The 16,729-nt window shown below is 41.7% G+C and carries 13 protein-coding genes and 1 tRNA gene; 7 read left to right on the plus strand and 7 right to left on the minus strand.

The genetic code is table 11. From position 1 onward, the window contains the following. Positions 1 to 860: 860 nt before the first annotated feature. The 4 genes from F612_RS0111300 to fabB all read left to right on the plus strand — a co-directional run bounded on the left by F612_RS0111300 (position 861) and on the right by fabB (position 3,612). Positions 861 to 1,628, plus strand: coding sequence for a type III pantothenate kinase (locus tag F612_RS0111300; protein WP_019557881.1), 768 nt, complete (start codon positions 861 to 863; stop codon positions 1,626 to 1,628). A gap of 40 nt (positions 1,629 to 1,668) precedes the next feature. Further along, positions 1,669 to 1,744: transfer RNA gene (locus tag F612_RS0111305), tRNA-Thr, on the plus strand. Positions 1,745 to 1,872: 128 nt separating this feature from the next. Continuing rightward, complete coding sequence (fabA, locus tag F612_RS0111310; protein WP_019557882.1) at positions 1,873 to 2,388, plus strand: 3-hydroxyacyl-[acyl-carrier-protein] dehydratase FabA; 516 nt, start codon at positions 1,873 to 1,875, stop codon at positions 2,386 to 2,388. A 3-nt stretch (positions 2,389 to 2,391) separates the two neighbouring features. Next, positions 2,392 to 3,612, plus strand: coding sequence for a beta-ketoacyl-ACP synthase I (gene fabB / locus F612_RS0111315; RefSeq protein WP_019557883.1), 1,221 nt, complete (start codon positions 2,392 to 2,394; stop codon positions 3,610 to 3,612). 146 nt (positions 3,613 to 3,758) lie between these two features. Here fabB and F612_RS0111320 read toward each other — a convergent pair whose 3' ends face one another. From F612_RS0111320 to ftsY, 3 genes are read right to left on the minus strand one after another with little or no spacing between them, the layout of a single operon-like run. Continuing rightward, positions 3,759 to 4,373: a transglycosylase SLT domain-containing protein gene (locus tag F612_RS0111320; RefSeq protein ID WP_019557884.1), complete on the minus strand. Its 615-nt coding sequence runs from the start codon at positions 4,371 to 4,373 to the stop codon at positions 3,759 to 3,761. Next, positions 4,373 to 5,233, minus strand: coding sequence for a DUF2914 domain-containing protein (locus F612_RS0111325; RefSeq protein WP_083917377.1), 861 nt, complete (start codon positions 5,231 to 5,233; stop codon positions 4,373 to 4,375). Before F612_RS0111325 ends, F612_RS0111320 begins: the two co-directional genes overlap by 1 nt. Before the next feature lie 40 nt (positions 5,234 to 5,273). Next, complete coding sequence (gene ftsY, locus F612_RS0111330) at positions 5,274 to 6,527, minus strand: signal recognition particle-docking protein FtsY (RefSeq protein ID WP_019557886.1); 1,254 nt, start codon at positions 6,525 to 6,527, stop codon at positions 5,274 to 5,276. Between the two features lie 172 nt (positions 6,528 to 6,699). On the opposite strand from ftsY, the gene F612_RS0111335 reads away from it, so the two are divergent. Together F612_RS0111335 and F612_RS0111340 are read left to right on the plus strand one after the other, a co-directional pair. Next, entirely contained in the window at positions 6,700 to 8,085 is a 1,386-nt protein-coding gene (locus F612_RS0111335) for a M16 family metallopeptidase (RefSeq protein ID WP_019557887.1), read from the plus strand. Further along, positions 8,086 to 9,420, plus strand: a complete 1,335-nt coding sequence (locus F612_RS0111340) for a M16 family metallopeptidase (protein WP_019557888.1) — start codon at positions 8,086 to 8,088, stop codon at positions 9,418 to 9,420. It begins immediately after the preceding gene. A gap of 64 nt (positions 9,421 to 9,484) precedes the next feature. Here the strand turns inward: F612_RS0111340 and F612_RS0111345 are convergent, their stop codons facing one another. From F612_RS0111345 to F612_RS0111360, 4 genes are all read right to left on the minus strand, one after another. Beyond that, positions 9,485 to 11,233 (minus strand): lysophospholipid acyltransferase family protein, encoded by a 1,749-nt coding sequence (locus tag F612_RS0111345; RefSeq protein WP_019557889.1) that lies wholly within the window; start codon positions 11,231 to 11,233, stop codon positions 9,485 to 9,487. A 110-nt stretch (positions 11,234 to 11,343) separates the two neighbouring features. Then, on the minus strand, positions 11,344 to 13,797 hold the full coding sequence (locus tag F612_RS12705; protein WP_019557890.1) for a putative bifunctional diguanylate cyclase/phosphodiesterase: 2,454 nt from the start codon (positions 13,795 to 13,797) through the stop codon (positions 11,344 to 11,346). Positions 13,798 to 13,800: 3 nt separating this feature from the next. Then, a complete protein-coding gene (locus tag F612_RS0111355) occupies positions 13,801 to 14,622 on the minus strand; it encodes a phosphate/phosphite/phosphonate ABC transporter substrate-binding protein (RefSeq protein WP_019557891.1) in 822 nt (273 codons plus the stop codon). Between the two features lie 133 nt (positions 14,623 to 14,755). Next, positions 14,756 to 15,205: a YaiI/YqxD family protein gene (locus F612_RS0111360; protein WP_019557892.1), complete on the minus strand. Its 450-nt coding sequence runs from the start codon at positions 15,203 to 15,205 to the stop codon at positions 14,756 to 14,758. 179 nt (positions 15,206 to 15,384) lie between these two features. On the opposite strand from F612_RS0111360, the gene F612_RS0111365 reads away from it, so the two are divergent. Then, positions 15,385 to 16,716 carry a DEAD/DEAH box helicase gene (locus F612_RS0111365; RefSeq protein ID WP_019557893.1) on the plus strand — a complete coding sequence of 444 codons (1,332 nt, stop codon included), beginning with the start codon at positions 15,385 to 15,387 and terminating at the stop codon, positions 16,714 to 16,716. Positions 16,717 to 16,729 lie beyond the last annotated feature (13 nt).

The raw sequence follows: 16,729 nt of genomic DNA on the forward strand, positions 1-16,729 counted from the left end.
GTGGGAGTTCCCATGTGAGAGTAGGTCATTGCCAAGCTTATATTCTAAAAACCCGTGTTGCCTTAGGCTTCGCGGGTTTTTTTTTGGGTGGAATTATGCTCTGAGTTCTAGCGGACTTAAATACTTGATAGCCGTTGAAATGATACCCTAACCATAGGGTTTCTAATAAAACCTTTCAAGGCTCTTCGACAGCCGGTTATTGATGTATTTGAATGGGATGGGTAGGGGTTCACTATGAGAGTATCAGTAAAGATATCTTAAGGAGGTTTTTGAGCTTTATCAAATATGAAAGCGCAGAATCTCTATTGATACTTTAGACCGTTTCGAACGTTTGTTTATTGCTAGGAAAAGGCGTCTTACGGTGGGTTTTTCAGAAGCAACCTATTCCTAATGCTCCAACGATATTATTCAAAATAAATCGATACGGTGACCTGTGAACAGGTTGATTGATCCATAGTTAAAGATGAAATAGGTCTACCTAATTACAAGCTTAGGCAAAAATCCTTTTTAAGCCGAAATTCATCCAAAAATGGGATCTTCCTGTTTCGTTAAAGTCCTGCTTTTATCGGTTGCTACTTGTAATCGGTAATATGGCGAATTTTGTGAATGCACCTACACAATTTGTTCACCTATGAATCATAATGTTATGAGCATTCAACTGATGTGCGACCTCGATCTGCATAAAATATAGGCTTTTGAGTGAGAGGGAAAAACTATTGTGTATGATACAGTAGGTAATGTAGTGCAGACTTTATAGAGAGGATTGAGCACTAAAATAAATCAATGCTTGGATGATAATAGATTAATACTGATTGAGTGTTTTAGAAGTATTTTGTGACAGGTAATGTAGATAAAATTTTATGGTTAAATTATTTTTAGATTTGGGCAATACTCGCATTAAAGCCGCATTGGAAGATGAGTTTGGATACCAATATCTTGGTCCAATATCTCTGTCCGATTTTAGTCACCTTGATCGGCTCGATAAATTTCTGGGTGGTGCCAAACCTACGGCAGTGTTTATGAGTTCTGTTGTGAGTGCAAATGACCTTGATGCCGTAAAATCGGTTGTGCAAAACACCTACAAATTATTTCCAGTGATGCTGACTTCACAGAAATCGTGTTGTGGTTTGACGACAGGTTATGACGATTTCAATCAGCTTGGAGATGATCGTTGGATGGCTTTGCAAGGCTTATATTCTAAAACAAAAGAACCCGCTGTCTTAATCGATGCTGGGACAGCCATGACAATAGATGCCATATTAGAAGGGCAGCATTTAGGTGGATTCATTGTTCCAGGCCTGGATAGTCTAAGGACTTCTCTGGGGTCGGATACAGCAAACCTAACTTGTGTAGAAGAATCTACTTCTACGACAAGTAATAAGGTGCCAACGAATCTATTGGCTACAAATACTGAATCGGCCATTTTGGGTGGTACTTTATACATGACGGCTTCTTTCTGTAATCGTTTGATTACTGATCTTAATCAGCAGGTTGGAACACAATTTAAAGTCTATATTACAGGAGGGAATGCGGATAAGCTGAATGCATTGATTGATGTGCATTCAGAGGTTGTTCCAGATCTAGTCTTACTTGGAATGAAAAAAATCGTCGAAAGTATCAAAAAGTAGTTGACTCAAATTCTATCCTCCTTATAATACGCACCATCTCGCCGAAATAGCACAACTGGTAGTGCAACTGATTTGTAATCAGTAGGTTGTTGGTTCAAGTCCAATTTTCGGCACCATATCTTAAAAGCCCGTAATTTCTCAGAAGTTACGGGCTTTTTTCGTATTGTAGTTCTGGCATTGTATTGCTGTCTGGCTAACTGTTATAATGGGAAATATTTATATGAAAAGTAGTGGAAACAACTGAATGGAACAACAATCTAGTTACACAAAAGAAGAGCTTTTATCGAGTGGCCGTGGTGAACTTTTTGGTCCTGGTAACGCACAATTACCTTTACCTCCAATGTTGATGATGGATCGAATTACTCATATTTCAGAAGAGGGTGGTGCCTTTGGTAAAGGCCAAATTAGAGCAGAACTCGATATCACTGAAGACCTATGGTTTTTCGAGTGTCACTTTAATGAAGATCCTGTCATGCCTGGTTGTTTAGGTGTCGATGCTATGTGGCAATTGATTGGCTTTTTCCTAGGTTGGACAGGTGGTCCTGGTCGTGGTCGCGCTTTAGGTTCAGGTGAAATTAAATTCTATGGTCAGGTATTACCAACAGCAAAGAAAGTTGAATATGTGATTGATATGAAACGTGTCATCAAACGGAAACTATATATGGGCTTAGGGGATGCTAAGATGTATGTTGATGGTCGTGAGATTTACAGCGCAACAGATTTAAAAGTTGGTTTATTTACTAATACGGATAATTTTTAAGTTATGAAAAGAGTCGTCATTACAGGTGTTGGGATTGTTTCAAGTTTAGGAAACAATACACAAGAAGTCACCGAATCTCTTTATGAAGGTCGCTCAGGTATTGTTGCAGCACCTGAATATACTGAGAATGGTTTACGTTCACAAGTCCATGGTGCAGTGAAAAATCTTGATTTTTCTGATCACATTGACCGTAAGCAATTACGTTTTATGGGCGATGCTGCCGCTTACTCTTTTATTGCGATGCAACAGGCCGTGAAAGATTCAGGTTTAACCGAAGAACAAGTTTCTAATCCTCGTACAGGGTTGATTGCTGGCTCTGGCGGAGGCTCTAACTCAAACTCCACAGAAGCGGTTGATATTGCTCGCGCCAAAGGTGTCCGACGTATAGGGCCTTATATGGTCACACGTACAATGGGTTCGACGGTTTCAGCATGTTTGGCGACACCTTTTAAAATTAAGGGTATCAACTATTCAATCAGTTCTGCATGCTCAACTTCCGCCCATTGTATTGGTTCTGCCATGGAGCAAATCCAACTTGGCAAACAGGATATAGTCTTTGCGGGTGGAGGTGAAGAGCTTCACTGGACCATGTCTGTCTTGTTTGATGCGATGGGTGCTTTGTCGACTAAGTATAACGATACCCCCGCTAAAGCATCGCGTGCTTATGATACAAACCGCGATGGTTTTGTCATCGCGGGTGGTGGTGGAATGGTGGTGGTTGAAGAGTTAGAACATGCGCTTGCTCGTGGTGCAAAGATCTATGCTGAAATTACCGGTTATGGCGCCAACTCAGATGGTTACGATATGGTGGCTCCATCAGGTGAAGGTGCGGTTCGCTGTATGCAAATGGCGATGGCCACGGTTGAGGGTGATATTGATTATATCAATCCGCACGGTACTTCTACCCCCGTCGGTGATACTAAGGAAGCGGCTGCTATCCGTGAAGTTTTCGGTACAAAAGTTCCAAAAATCAGCTCAACTAAATCCATGTCGGGCCACTCTTTAGGTGCGGCTGGAGTGCATGAATTTATTTACAGCTTGATGATGCTGGAAAATGACTTTATTTGTCCTTCCATCAATATTGATCAGCTGGACCCTGAGTGTGAAGGTATGCCAATTGTGACCAAACGAATTGATAACGCAGGTTTAAACCGAATGATGAGTAATAGCTTTGGTTTTGGCGGTACAAACGCTTCTGTCATTTTTGAGCGATATAAAGCTTAAAACTACATTCGCAGTGAGCTTGTTTAGAATGACCAGGCCTGGTCATTTCGCTCTTAAAATTTAAACAATAAAAAACCGAGTAGGGCATTCTCTCTACTCGGTTTTTTTATGTCTAAAACAACAGTATTCATGTTTGATGTGTGTGTTTAGCTACATCTAGCATACTGTCTTCTATACATTCGACTACGGTTGGCCACTTTCTTAGCGACCTTCTGTAGCCAGGGCTTTTTAAGGTAGGTTCTACGTGCATAGCCGCCTTGACCCTCATGGTAGGCGAGGTAGAGCTTATAAGTGTCTTTACGTGAAATTCTAAGACGCTTGTGTGATTGATAGTTATACCAACCCATAAAATCTAAGGCATCTTCAATATCTGAACGACTTTGGCTCCAACGATTTGTGGCCTTCTTATAGTCATCCCAAGTGCCATCTTGAGCTTGAGAGTAACCATAAGCACTTGAGCTTCTGAATAAGGGAATAAACCCTAGTGCATAAGGTCTATCCGGTTGGGCATCAGGTTTAAAACGTGATTCCTGATGAACCATTGCCATCAAAACATACGGTGGTGTGCCCCAACGTGTTTGAGACAGTTGCGCGGCTTCTCGCCACTCTGGATCATGTTGGAAAATGGAACAAATATTATCATAAGTCTCCTTAGGAGGAGGTGTGGTACTACAGCCGCTGAGTACGACGAGTGTGGCCAGTAGAGCTAAGCCAAGAATGTTCTGCTTTAGGGTCTTAAATGTATGAACGTGGCGTTTCATTATTGGGTTCCATAGATAAATGTTTTTCGAAATATTACGTCTTGGTTTGCATCAAGCACTTCAATATGCCAAGTGCCTTGCCAAGCGCTGCTCATTTTTTTTGAGGACCATGTTCGATAATGATCACTTTGAATGTTCAGCGGGATTGTCGCTAGAATTTGGTTATTAAATAGCCAGCGATGACTCAGCGTTTGATTATTAGCATGCTCTATTTGAGTATAAAAATGGAGTTCACGGATGTATTTTGGAACTGTTTGATTAAATTCGGTACCGGGTTGTTGCTCAATAATTTTACTGGTTAAAATGGCCTTAGTAATCTTAATGTCGCTATCGATAATGGGTTGCAAAGGCACGTTTTGTTCGGCTTTCTGTTGCGCATTTTTTGCTTTATAAATCTCTAAATCACTTCTTTGCGCAGAGGATAGTAGTCCTAAATCTAGCGTGTGTTTTTCAGCGATTTCTGACGGTGTCTTACCATTCACTAATGATGGCGTTTTCTGAGATGGCGTTGTTTTAGAGAAATGGTGGGTTTGTTCTGGAACACCAGCAATCAGACGTGCTTGTTCAGCCTGCTCCTCTTTTATATTATGCAGCATGAGTAGAGTCGTACTAATGCCGCCTATGAGCATCATGATTCCCCATGCAAATCGGCCTCGCCAATCCGATTGACTCCCATCTTCAACACTTAAAGTAATATCTTCTTCTGCCTGTTCCCACCCCATTTGAAAGTAATTACGCATCTCCATATCTCTACGAATGAGACTCGGCATGCTGCTAGAAGGTTTTCCTTCAAGCGCCATTCTGTATCCTTTCTTAAAGGCATGCTGAAAGTGAATGTTCTCGGTATCAGGTATCTGCATACAGCTCTATATGTTATCGGTCTTTTAAGGTTGAGGTTGTCTAACTGTTTTGATCAAACAGTGCTTCCGTAAATGCTAAACTTTCAAATGGTCGCAAATCATCAATGGATTCGCCGACGCCAATAAAACGAATGGGAATTTGAGTTTGTTCCGCTAAGGCAAATACAATTCCGCCTTTAGCCGTGCCATCCAATTTGGTGAGGGTAATGCCTGAAACATCAACTGATTCTTTGAACTGTTGTGCTTGATTAAGGGCATTTTGCCCTGTTCCAGCATCAATCACGAGCATGACTTCATGTGGAGCGGTCGTATCGATTTTCGCCAAGACCCGTTTGACCTTTTTCAGCTCTTCCATCAAGTTGGATTGAGTGTGTAAACGCCCAGCCGTGTCGGCAATCAAGACATCAATTTTTTTGGCTTTGGCTGATTGAATCGCATCAAATAAAACGGCCGCAGAATCGGCTCCCGTTTTCTGAGCGATGACCGGTACGTTATTACGTTCTCCCCAGGTTTGCAATTGCTCTACGGCTGCTGCTCGGAAAGTATCTCCGGCCGCGAGCATGACCGATTTTCCTTCTTCTTGATATTTCTTTGCAAGCTTACCAATGGTGGTGGTTTTTCCAACACCATTAATGCCGACCATTAAAATAACAAAAGGTCCCTCTTGTTTGGCTAAGTGATTATCAACATCAAGTGGTACTGCAATGGGGGCTAAAATGTCCTGTAATTGCTTTTTTAACGCGGTGATTAACGCTTGAGGATCCTTAAGTTCTTGACGCGTAACTTGTCCTGTTAAATGACTAATAATGCGGTCAGTGGCATCAATGCCCACATCGGCCGTTAACAAAATCATTTCCAACTCTTCAAGCAGGTCCCCATCAATTTCTTTACGGCCTAAAACTAGAGTCGCCAAGCTGTCTGTGAAATTTTGACGCGTTTTGCTTAAGCCTTTTTTTAAGCGGGTAAAGAAATTTTGTTTTTGAGACGCCGTTTCATGGTCGGCAATTTCTTGGGTTTCCGTTGGTAAAATAGACGCTTTTGCGACGACAGCATCTTCATTAAAATGCTCAATATTGTTTAATAGGGTTGTCTCAGCTTGCAACTCAGTGATTTGAGGTGCATTATTCATTACACTCTTTTCAGTCACCGTCTCTCTATTCTCAATGGACTGAATTTTGGGTGTTTTTTCAGTTGTTTCTGGGCACTCAACTTCAGCGGCTAACTCTAAAGGCTGAGCCTGCTCGATAGGCTGTTCTGCAGAGTGTTTTTTCTTACGACGTAAAAAACTAAACATGATGTGTTCCTGTTAAGGCATTTTAAAGGCATTAGGGTACAGAAAACTCTGAAATTTTCCGAACTCTTTGATGTTAGAAACTGAATATTCCGCTATTATAAATGAATTCAAAACGGTTGTAGACACAACCCCCTATTCAAAATACTTGAAGAAGTGTAGAGGTGTGATAAATATGAAAACAATGTCTCCTAAAATTTGGCTGGTGGCCACACTGTTATCAGTGCTGTCTTTACCAAGCCTCGCCAATAGTTTACCCAGTATCTCTGAATACCAATTAGATAATGGCATGAAGGTCATCGTTAAGCAAGACCACCGTGCCCCTGTTGTGGTGCATCAGGTTTGGTATAAAGTCGGTTCAACGTATGAGACCGTCGGTAATACAGGGTTGTCACATATGTTGGAACATATGATGTTTAAAGGCACAAAAACTCTAAAACCCGGTCTATTCTCTAAGCAAGTATCGCAACTCGGCGGCCAAGAAAATGCGTTTACCTCGGCCAATTATACCGCCTATTATCAAATTGTAGGTAAGCAGCATTTAGAAAAAGTCATGCAGTTGGAATCTGACCGTATGCGTAATTTGGTGATTGATGATGCTGAATTTAATAAAGAACGCAAAGTAGTCATGGAGGAGCGTCGCTGGCGTTTAGAGGATCAACCCAGCTCTAAATTGAATGAACAGTTCAATGCGACGGCTTTTATGAACAGTCCTGCACGTAACCCCGTGATTGGCTGGATGACCGATATTGAGAATTATCAAGCGGGTGATCTGCGGGATTGGTATCGTCAATGGTATGCGCCTAATAATGCAACTTTGGTTGTGGTAGGGGATGTTAAACCACAAGCCGTTTTGGCGCTTGCCAAGACTTACTATGGTCACTATAAACCAGAAGGTATTTCGAACGTAAAGCCACAGATGGAAATTGAGCAAGAAGGCCTGCGTCGGATTGAACTCAAAGGCGCAACCAAGGTGCCTTCAGTGCAATTAGGGTATCACGTACCAACGTTAGTGACCGCAAAAACTGACCAGGAAAAACAAGAGGTCTATGCTCTGGCTGTTTTAGAAAGTATTTTGGATGGTGGTAGCAGCAGTCGCTTACCTGTTTCTTTGGTGCGTAAACAAAAAATTGCCGCCAGTGCCAATGCAAGTTATAACGCCACAGATCGTTTATCAACGTTGTTTGAATTGAGTGGTACGCCAGTAGCGGGTCATAAAGTCAGTGATATTGAAGCGGCATTATTGAGGGAAGTCGACATTCTTAAAACAGAATTAGTCAGTCAGCAAGAGTTAGAGCGTATTTGGGCGATGGATGAGGCAGATCATGTCTACTATCTGGACTCAATTCAGGCACAAGCCTCTATTATTGGTTCTTTAGTGAGTGTGGGTTTAAAGCCGGACACGTTGGATCATTGGGTTGAAAACATCCGTAAAGTCACTCCACAACAAATTCAGGCGGTGGCTAAAAAATACCTCAAACGCGATAATTTAACCATCGCGACCTTATTCCCTGATGGTAAAGAACATTCGGGTCTAAAAGCTTACACAGGGAGACTGTAAATGCATTTCTTTTATAAACATATCATCACTTCAACGTTGATGAGCCTGGCATTCAGTCTGTTTTCACTCAATGCTTGGTCGGCCGTACAGATAGAACAATGGCATACTAAACAGGGCGCAAAGGTCATGTATGTGCATGCGCCCCAACTGCCAATGTTGGATATTCAAGTGAGTTTCGATGCTGGAAGTGCACGTGATGGACAGCAGTGGGGGCTTGCTTCTATGATGACGACTCTCCTCGGACTGCAAACCAAAACGCATAGTGAAGAAGAGCTTTCTGATTTAATCAATGCCTTGGGCGCAAATGTGGGCGGCAGTATTGATCGCGATATGGCGAGTTATACGCTACGAACGCTGACGCGGGAGTCCATCTTAAAGCCCGCTTTAGACCTGTTTCATGACTCAATTGTAGAGTCGACTTTTGATGAGTCTATTTTTGAGCGCGAACGTAACCGTGTCTTAGTTGGCTTAAAACAACAACAATTAATGCCAAGTTCTATAGCCTCTAATGCTTTTTGGGCTATGTTATATGGAAATCATCCCTATGCCCATCCTGTTGCAGGCAATGTAGAAAGCGTTAAAGCTCTTAAGTTAGACGCTATTCAAGCTTTTTACAATCAATATATTGTCAGTAAGAATGCTTTGATTTCGATTGTTGGAAATGTCGATAAACACCAAGCTCAACAAATTGCCGAAAACTTACTGAAAGGACTGCCTGTCGGCAAAGTTCCTGCAATTCTCGAGGCGCCGAGTTCTGATAAAAAGGGATTGTCTGAATCACAACGCCATAAGGTCATTGAGTTTGACTCAACTCAGACTTATTTTAAACAAGGTCAGATCGGGGTCAAACGTGGTGATCCTGATTATTATGCGTTGTTCTTAGGTAACCACCTATTAGGCGGTAGTGGTTTTGGCTCGCTGTTAATGGAAGAGGTTCGTGAGAAACGTGGGTTGGTGTATGGTGTCAGCAGTGGGTTTGCCCCGATGCGTCAGCCTGGGCCTTGGTTGGTCGGTTTATCCACTAAAAATAAGAGTGCGATGCAGGCCAAAAAAGTCGTGAATCAAACCATAAAGGCCTTTATGAAAGGTTTTGATGAAAAACATTTACAGGCCATTAAAGACAACTTAGTCGGCGGCTTTCCTTTGCGCATTGACAGTAATGGCAAAATTATTGGTTACATTACGATGATTGGTTTTTATGACTTACCATTGAATTACCTTGAAGAATTCCCTAAGGCGATTTCAGCATTAAGCAAGCAAGACGTCTTAGATGCTTGGCAGCGGCATATGGATTTAAAGAGTATGAAATCGATTATGGTAGGTAAGCCCGAATAGGTTATAACCTACTGCAAAACAGCCTATGTAAAGTGACCAGGCCTGGTCACTTTACATCTCAATTTTAAACGGCTATTTGTTTTGAGGTATCCTTAAGAGGACTCATATAACGCTGTTTTTTCTTAGGCTTTATCTTATCTATTTCGACAAAGATAAACGCATCAATACAATCATTGAAGTCTGGGTCGACGCTAAAATCGATAAAACGACAGCCTTTATCATCACACAGTTCTGCATATTGCTTAAATAACGTAGGCACCTTGACGCCTTCCAAATCTAATAACGCATTCAGCTTTTTATAGCTCTCTTTATACTCACCAGAAAATTCAGTTTCGGCAATGGCCTGGGTTGGCTTACTCAGTATAAAAGGTCTTTTACCGACGGCTAACGTTTGTTCATCGCCAAACTGTTGTTTGTAAAAGCCACTGATTAACTCTTTCGCCAATTTTGGATAGGCATCAGACAGACTGACTGGGCCAAACATATATTGGATATGCGGGTTGCGCACCAGATAAGCGCCAATGCCATACCATAAATAATCTAAACTACGTTTACCCCAGTAACGTGGCTGTACAAAACTGCGCCCTAACTCTAACGCATTCGGTAAATAAGCTTCTATCTCGGGTGTTAATTCAAATAATGTGCTGGTATAGAGGCCTTTAATGCCTTTGTTGGCAATAATGTTGGCACATTCGCCAATACGATAAGCCCCTACAATTTCTAAATCGTCCTCATCCCACAGCACCAGATGACGATAGTCGGCATCATAGGCATCAAGGTCTAAGCGTTTGCCAGTGCCTTCTTCAACGGTGCGAAAGGTGAGTTCGCGTAGCCGGCCAATCTCTTGCATGACGGGAGAGTCTGCTTCATAGTCAGATAGGTAGATCTGCTTGCCATCTTGAGTTTCGCCCAAGCGCTCGGCACTTTTCAACGCTTTTTTGAGTGCACTACGATTCACAGGGTGGGCAATGGTTTCTAGAGTTTCTAGGAAAGGTCGCTGTTTTATTTTTTTAGGTTTGTCCAAGCGGTAAAGGTATTTTCTAAACTCATTCGCCAGTTTTTTCCCTTTGTGCTCAGATTTGGCAATGGACTTCCAAGGAATGGGTTTACTGATATGAAACTGAATCTCTTGGTGGCTTTGCTTAAACATCTCCTGCACTAACATGAGCGTGCCTAAGGGTTTATAAATTGCAGATAAGGCATAAAACAGCGCCGAGTTTTGGGCATCGATATAGATGGGCAGAACAGGGGATTTAGTTTTTTCAGCCAACTTTAAAAAGCCGGCTTTCCAGGCACCATCACGTACGCCGTTTGGGCGGATTCTGGAGACTTCACCTGAAGGGAATATAATGACGGCCTGGTCAGATTTCAGGGCGGATAGCATCGCTTTAAATTGACTTTTATGTTGTGCACCAGCGCTCATATTGTCGACTGATAAAAACAAAGAATCCAGTGGGTCGATGTGTGACAACAGTTCATTGGTCACAATACTCACATCAGGACGCACGCTACGCACCAGTTTTAATAATGCTAATCCATCTAAAGAACCAATAGGGTGATTGGCGACGATAATTACTCGGCCTTCAGAAGGAATATTATTGAAATCACGATTGTTTATCTGGTAACTGAAGTTAAAGTGATCTAAAACATGCTCTAAAAAAGCAAATCCCTTTAGGTGCTGATTGGTTTGAATGAATTGATTAATCTCATCTTCATGCAATAAACGTTTCAGGAGTTTTAAAAATAATTTAGCCCCCGTCTTTTTTTCAAAGTCTGGGTGCTTATGGGAGAGCGTTTTTTCAATGTTAATCATTCAATTGCTTCTTGTATGACATAGGCGTCATTAGAGAGTTTAATCACAAGGCGTTACTGCTAAGTGACAGTTGAATGAATGACTCGTGACAGGCTGTACTGCTGGGTGTGTTAGACGTGAATTAATTTCTCGAATGCGTGAGCAGAGAGAGGTTTACTGATGAAGTAGCCTTGTACATAATCACAGCCTTGAGATTTTACTTTATTAAGTTGCGCTTCTGTTTCTACGCCTTCGGCAATGATGGTTCGTGATAACGCATGTCCCATATGAATAATGGCATCGACCAACGAAGCATCCTCACGGTTGATCGCGACATCATCAATGAAACTTTTATCTATTTTAATAAAACGACATGGGAAATGTTTCAGATAACTCAGTGAGGAGTAACCCGTTCCAAAGTCATCAATGGAGAGCTGTACTTTCATCTTTACCAGTGCTTGGAGTGATTTTCGAATACTTGAAACATCTTCCATGAGGCTATGTTCAGTCAGTTCCATGCACAGTTTATTGGCAGGAAAAGCTTCTTCTTCTAGAATTGTTTTCAAGGTCTGGATAAACTCTGCTTCTCTTAGTTGCGCGCTGGCGATATTGACACTGATTGTTTGAATATCCCATTTTTTTGCATCACGGCAGGCTTGGCGAATGACCCAGTAGCCAATATCAATAATAAGAACAGACTCTTCGGCAATAGGGATGAAAATATCTGGTCCAATGCTGCCTAAATGGGGAGAGTTCCAACGTATCAAGGCTTCACAATGTGTGATTTTCTCTTTATGAAGATCCATGATAGGTTGATATAGCAGAGTGAATTCATTTTGTTCAATGGCATGATAAAGCGCGGCCGTCATTTGTGATTTGTGGAGCACTTTATCAGCAATTGATTGAGTATAAAATTGGTGTTGGCCACGCCCATTGCGTTTCGCCGTGTACATGGCGCTGTCTGCTTGGCGTAATAGATCGCTGGCATTATCACTGTCATCTGGTGAAATGGCAATTCCGATGCTGGCGCCAAGTATATGTTCTCGGTCTTCAAGGAGGTAGGGTTTCGTTAACTCCGTTTCAATGTTCTTTAGAAGCGTGTCAAGTTTGGTTGTGTCCATTATATCTTGCAGTATGATTAAAAACTCATCCCCTCCCAATCGAGCCACTGAATCTTGTGGACGTAAGCAACCTAAAATTCTATCTGCGGCTTCAATCAGTGCTAAATCTCCCACGTGATGTCCAACCGTGTCATTGATATTCTTAAAGCGGTCTAAATCTAAAAATAAAATGGCCATTTTGCTGTGATGGTTTTGAGTGTTTAGGATGGCTTTCTGGAGAATATCCAGTCCTAATTTTCGATTTGGTAAACCCGTTAAAATGTCATAGTTGGCATGTTGATGTAATTCATGCTCGAATTTTTTATTGCCGGAAATATCATCTTCTATGGCAATAAAGTTGGTGATCTCACCTTGGTCGTTTTTAACGGGAGAAATGATGGATCGGACCCAATAGTCACTACCATCTTTGCGTTGGTTAACAAATTCACCAATCCACTCATTACCGTCATTGAGTATTTGGGTAATGGGTTCAATCACGTCTAATTCATTGTTTGCCGATTTAAGAGCACTGGGCGTCATACCTATAAGTTCCATTTCGGAATAGCCAGATAGTTTTTCTAAAGCAGGATTAACATAAGTAATGACATGCAAATTATCCGTAATAAGTAAGCTTGAATGACTTTGTTCTATGGCATGTTGTAATAAAATGAGCCGTTTATTCGTTTCCTGAAGGTTTTTAGTACGAGTGGCTATTTTCTGTTCGAGTAGGGTATTAGTATTGGCTATTTTGTCATCTTGTATTTTTAATTGTGCCGAGGCTTTATTAAGCGTTGAGATCAGTTGATTCACTTCTTTGGAGCCGCCTTGCAAATCAAGGGTTTTTCCGGGCATATTTATGAGCTTCTGAGAAAATTCAATGGCTTTGGACAATTGACGCAATGGAAAGAATAGAACCCCGAGAAGAATTATAAGATTTAATAAAATGATAATAAAACCATTAACAAAGGTATCTAAAGCAAGTTTTTTTTGAATGACTTGGTAAGGTTTTAAATTGATTTCTAATAGCACCCAGCCAATATGGGTTGAGTTGTGAATAGGCTGCCAGATGCTTAATTTATGTTTGGTTTGGGTTATGTGTCTTTTATTTGACGAAAATTTTAGAGGAATTAGGTTGGGTGATAAATCGTAAATTATTTTAATCTTTCCTGAGTCTAGGATGGTTATGTGTCCAAGGTTATTGCCTTGCGGAGTCATGACTTGTAAGTTAAGGACATCTGGATATCTAGCCGCACTTAAAAGTAGATTTTCTAAGTTGTCGAGTTTATTGCTAATAAGGGGGTATTGGCTAGAAAAAGCCACATTTTTGGCCATAATGTTTGCATCAGCTTGCAGTTTGCTGAACAGAGCTGTTTTCTGGGTTTGTAAACTGCTATAGGATAAACCCAGAATGATAATGCTTAAAACGGTAACACTAACGATTGACAGTTGGGTGTAAAGTGAGGATTGCCTCCACCAAGTTTTCATCTGTTATTGCCCATAAACGATGGGCGTTAAATTAAGTTGTTCTAATACTTGGTAATCTTGTTGATAAGAAGCTTTAACGGGTTTTGGTATCAGAATAGCGTTCAGTAAATTTTGACCTTTTTTTGTTTGCGTTAAGTCCAAAATGGCCTGTTGAATTTCTATTTGGATTTTTGCAGAGACCCTTGGGTGTACCACAATAGCGTGAGCAGCTGTACTGGGCGTTTTATAGATTACCTGCAAAGCTGCTTGTGCTTCCGGAGGTTCTTTGGTTAAGGTTCGATAAACGCCGCCTGCGGCTTGGGTTTGTCCAGTGAGAACTTGGCGGTAAGCATTGCTGTGAGAGCCTGCATAATAGGGCGTAATATCAATGTGTTCTTTGTTTTTAAGCAGTGCTTGCATATAAAGTGATGCTGCAAAGGCATTAGGTGCTGCAAAGGCAATTTTTTGGTTTTGTAGGTCGGATAGAGTTTGAATGTTTGACCCTCTACGGCTGACTAAGATGCCGGTTAATTGACTCTTCTCATCTCGAATAAGAGGGGTGTAATTTTGCGTTTGCTTGGCCATTAAAATATGGTACGGATTCATGTAAGAGAAGTCTGATTTTCCTACTAAAAAATCAGTTTCAAACTCATTGAAGGTCTCGTATATCTTTAAAGTAAAGGTGTGGCCTGTGCGTTTTTCAAGCTCTTTTAAAATAGGGGTCCAATCATGGTGGATTGCTGAGCTTGTAAACTGGGGAACGACTGACCAAGTAAAACTTTCTGCAAAAGTGACGCAAGTAAATGACATTAGGCTAGCAATAAGGGCAATGCGTTTCAAGTTCATGAGTTCCTTGGGTCAAGCTGGTGTTGTGAATCTTTATACGGGGGTCATGTTACCAAAAAATATTGCTCGAAAAAGTTGTGTTCATAAAGTTTAGGACAAGAGTTTTTTATCTAAGGATAGACATACTGAAATATTATTTAGTCGATTGGGTCAGTTTTCTGTCTAAATGATTTGCAAAAGCCTGCCGATCCGCTTGACTCATCGCCGTAGGGCCTCCCGTTTGAATGCCGCTAGAACGCATGCTTTCCATAAAATCACGCATATTTAGTTTAGGTTTAATATTCTCTGCAGTAAAAAGTTCACCCCGCGAACTGAGCGCATGACCTCCTTTAGTAATCACTTCGTCTGCAAACGGAATGTCGCTGGTAATCACCAAGTCTCCCGGCGTTAAGCGGTTAACGATTTCATTGTCCGCTACATCAAAACCTTGTCCAACCTGCAAAAAACTAATGTAGCGTGATGGTGGAATGCTTATGCTGTGATTAGCCACAAAAATGGTTGTAGTTTGTGTGCGATTAGCCGCTTTACAGATAATGTCTTTAATCACCACCGGACACGCATCGGCATCTACCCAGATCTTCATTTGTAACTCTATTATATTTGCTTAAAGTGCCTAAATTATACCTTTCACGACTTACACAAAATGGATTATATTCATAATGAAAAGAGTCGGTAAAGATGGAGAAAAATGGCGGTTTGCTGTAAGCTAGGCGGCTTGTTGTTTAAAACACATCCTTACACAGAAATAAAAGAGAACACTTTATGAAATTTACCGACCTAGGTTTGTCAGCTCCGCTTCTAGAAGCCGTTGCTGGTCAGGGATACGATACTCCGTCACCGATACAGGCTCAGGCAATTCCTGCGGTACTTCAAGGTAAGGATGTCATGGCGGCCGCACAAACGGGCACGGGTAAAACGGCTGGTTTTACCTTACCTCTTTTAGAGTTGTTGATGAAGGGAGAGCCTGCTCAAGCCAATAAAATCCGTGCTTTGATTCTCGTGCCAACGCGCGAGTTGGCCGCGCAGGTTGCCGCGAGCGTTGAGACCTATGGTGCTAAATTGCCGTTGAGTTCGGCTGTGGTTTTTGGTGGGGTTAAAATTAACCCACAGATGATGAAGTTGCGTCGAGGCGTTGATATTCTCGTGGCAACACCGGGTCGACTTTTAGATTTGTATAGCCAAAATGCGCTTAAATTTGACCAATTAGAGATGTTGATTTTGGATGAAGCGGACCGCATGTTAGACATGGGTTTCATAAATGACATTAAAAAAGTCATCTCATTTTTGCCTAAAAAACGTCAGAACTTATTGTTTTCGGCGACCTTCTCCAATGAGATTCGTCAGTTGGCGAAAGGTTTGGTTAATAATCCAGTCGAAATTTCAGTTTCAGCACCGAATACGACTGTAAAGTCAGTAGATCAATGGATTATACCGGTTGATAAGGGACAGAAAGCGGCTCTATTAATTCACATGATTACAGAGAATGTTTGGGATCAAGTGTTAGTCTTCTCTCGCACCAAGCATGGCGCCAACAAATTGACTAAGTTATTGGACAAGGCTGGCATTAAAGCCGCTGCGATCCATGGTAATAAAAGTCAGGGCGCACGTACGCGTGCCTTAGCGGATTTTAAAGACTATAAGGTTCAGGTATTGGTTGCTACAGATATTGCAGCACGTGGGATTGATATTGATCAACTGCCGCATGTGGTTAACTTTGAACTGCCAGATGTCCCGGAAGATTATGTTCACCGTATTGGTCGTACGGGCCGTGCCGGTTCTAAAGGCGAGGCCGTATCATTGGTCTGTTTTGATGAAATGAAGCAATTGGGTGATATTGAGCGTTTAACACAAGAGTTATTGAAACGCCAAATAGTGGCTGGATTTGAGCCCGTTCATAAATTACCTGAAACGGATTTAAGACCACCAAAGCGAGAAAATCGTCCTAAGCGCAATCGTGTTGAACATAAGGATGGTCAACGTCCTGGTAATGCCGGTGGACGTAGTGGTTCTGGTGGTAACGCAGGCGGAAGAAACGCCGGGAGTGGTCGCGGTGCAAAACCAGGCCAGTCTCGATCTTCTGGTAATAAACGTTAAATAAATCCAATGA

The sequence above is a fragment of the Thiomicrorhabdus arctica DSM 13458 genome (genome assembly GCF_000381085.1).
Classification (GTDB): domain Bacteria; phylum Pseudomonadota; class Gammaproteobacteria; order Thiomicrospirales; family Thiomicrospiraceae; genus Thiomicrorhabdus; species Thiomicrorhabdus arctica.

Excerpts from the sequence above, each read along its gene's own strand:
- F612_RS0111300 (WP_019557881.1), top strand. The coding sequence starts at position 861 with ATGGTTAAATTATTTTTAGATTTGGGCAATACTCGCATTAAAGCCGCA.
- fabA (WP_019557882.1), top strand. The coding sequence starts at position 1,873 with ATGGAACAACAATCTAGTTACACAAAAGAAGAGCTTTTATCGAGTGGC.
- fabB (WP_019557883.1), top strand. The coding sequence starts at position 2,392 with ATGAAAAGAGTCGTCATTACAGGTGTTGGGATTGTTTCAAGTTTAGGA.
- F612_RS0111320 (WP_019557884.1), bottom strand. The coding sequence starts at position 4,373 with ATGAAACGCCACGTTCATACATTTAAGACCCTAAAGCAGAACATTCTT.
- F612_RS0111325 (WP_083917377.1), bottom strand. The coding sequence starts at position 5,233 with ATGCAGATACCTGATACCGAGAACATTCACTTTCAGCATGCCTTTAAG.
- ftsY (WP_019557886.1), bottom strand. The coding sequence starts at position 6,527 with ATGTTTAGTTTTTTACGTCGTAAGAAAAAACACTCTGCAGAACAGCCT.
- F612_RS0111335 (WP_019557887.1), top strand. The coding sequence starts at position 6,700 with ATGAAAACAATGTCTCCTAAAATTTGGCTGGTGGCCACACTGTTATCA.
- F612_RS0111340 (WP_019557888.1), top strand. The coding sequence starts at position 8,086 with ATGCATTTCTTTTATAAACATATCATCACTTCAACGTTGATGAGCCTG.
- F612_RS0111345 (WP_019557889.1), bottom strand. The coding sequence starts at position 11,233 with ATGATTAACATTGAAAAAACGCTCTCCCATAAGCACCCAGACTTTGAA.
- F612_RS12705 (WP_019557890.1), bottom strand. The coding sequence starts at position 13,797 with ATGAAAACTTGGTGGAGGCAATCCTCACTTTACACCCAACTGTCAATC.
- F612_RS0111355 (WP_019557891.1), bottom strand. The coding sequence starts at position 14,622 with ATGAACTTGAAACGCATTGCCCTTATTGCTAGCCTAATGTCATTTACT.
- F612_RS0111360 (WP_019557892.1), bottom strand. The coding sequence starts at position 15,205 with ATGAAGATCTGGGTAGATGCCGATGCGTGTCCGGTGGTGATTAAAGAC.
- F612_RS0111365 (WP_019557893.1), top strand. The coding sequence starts at position 15,385 with ATGAAATTTACCGACCTAGGTTTGTCAGCTCCGCTTCTAGAAGCCGTT.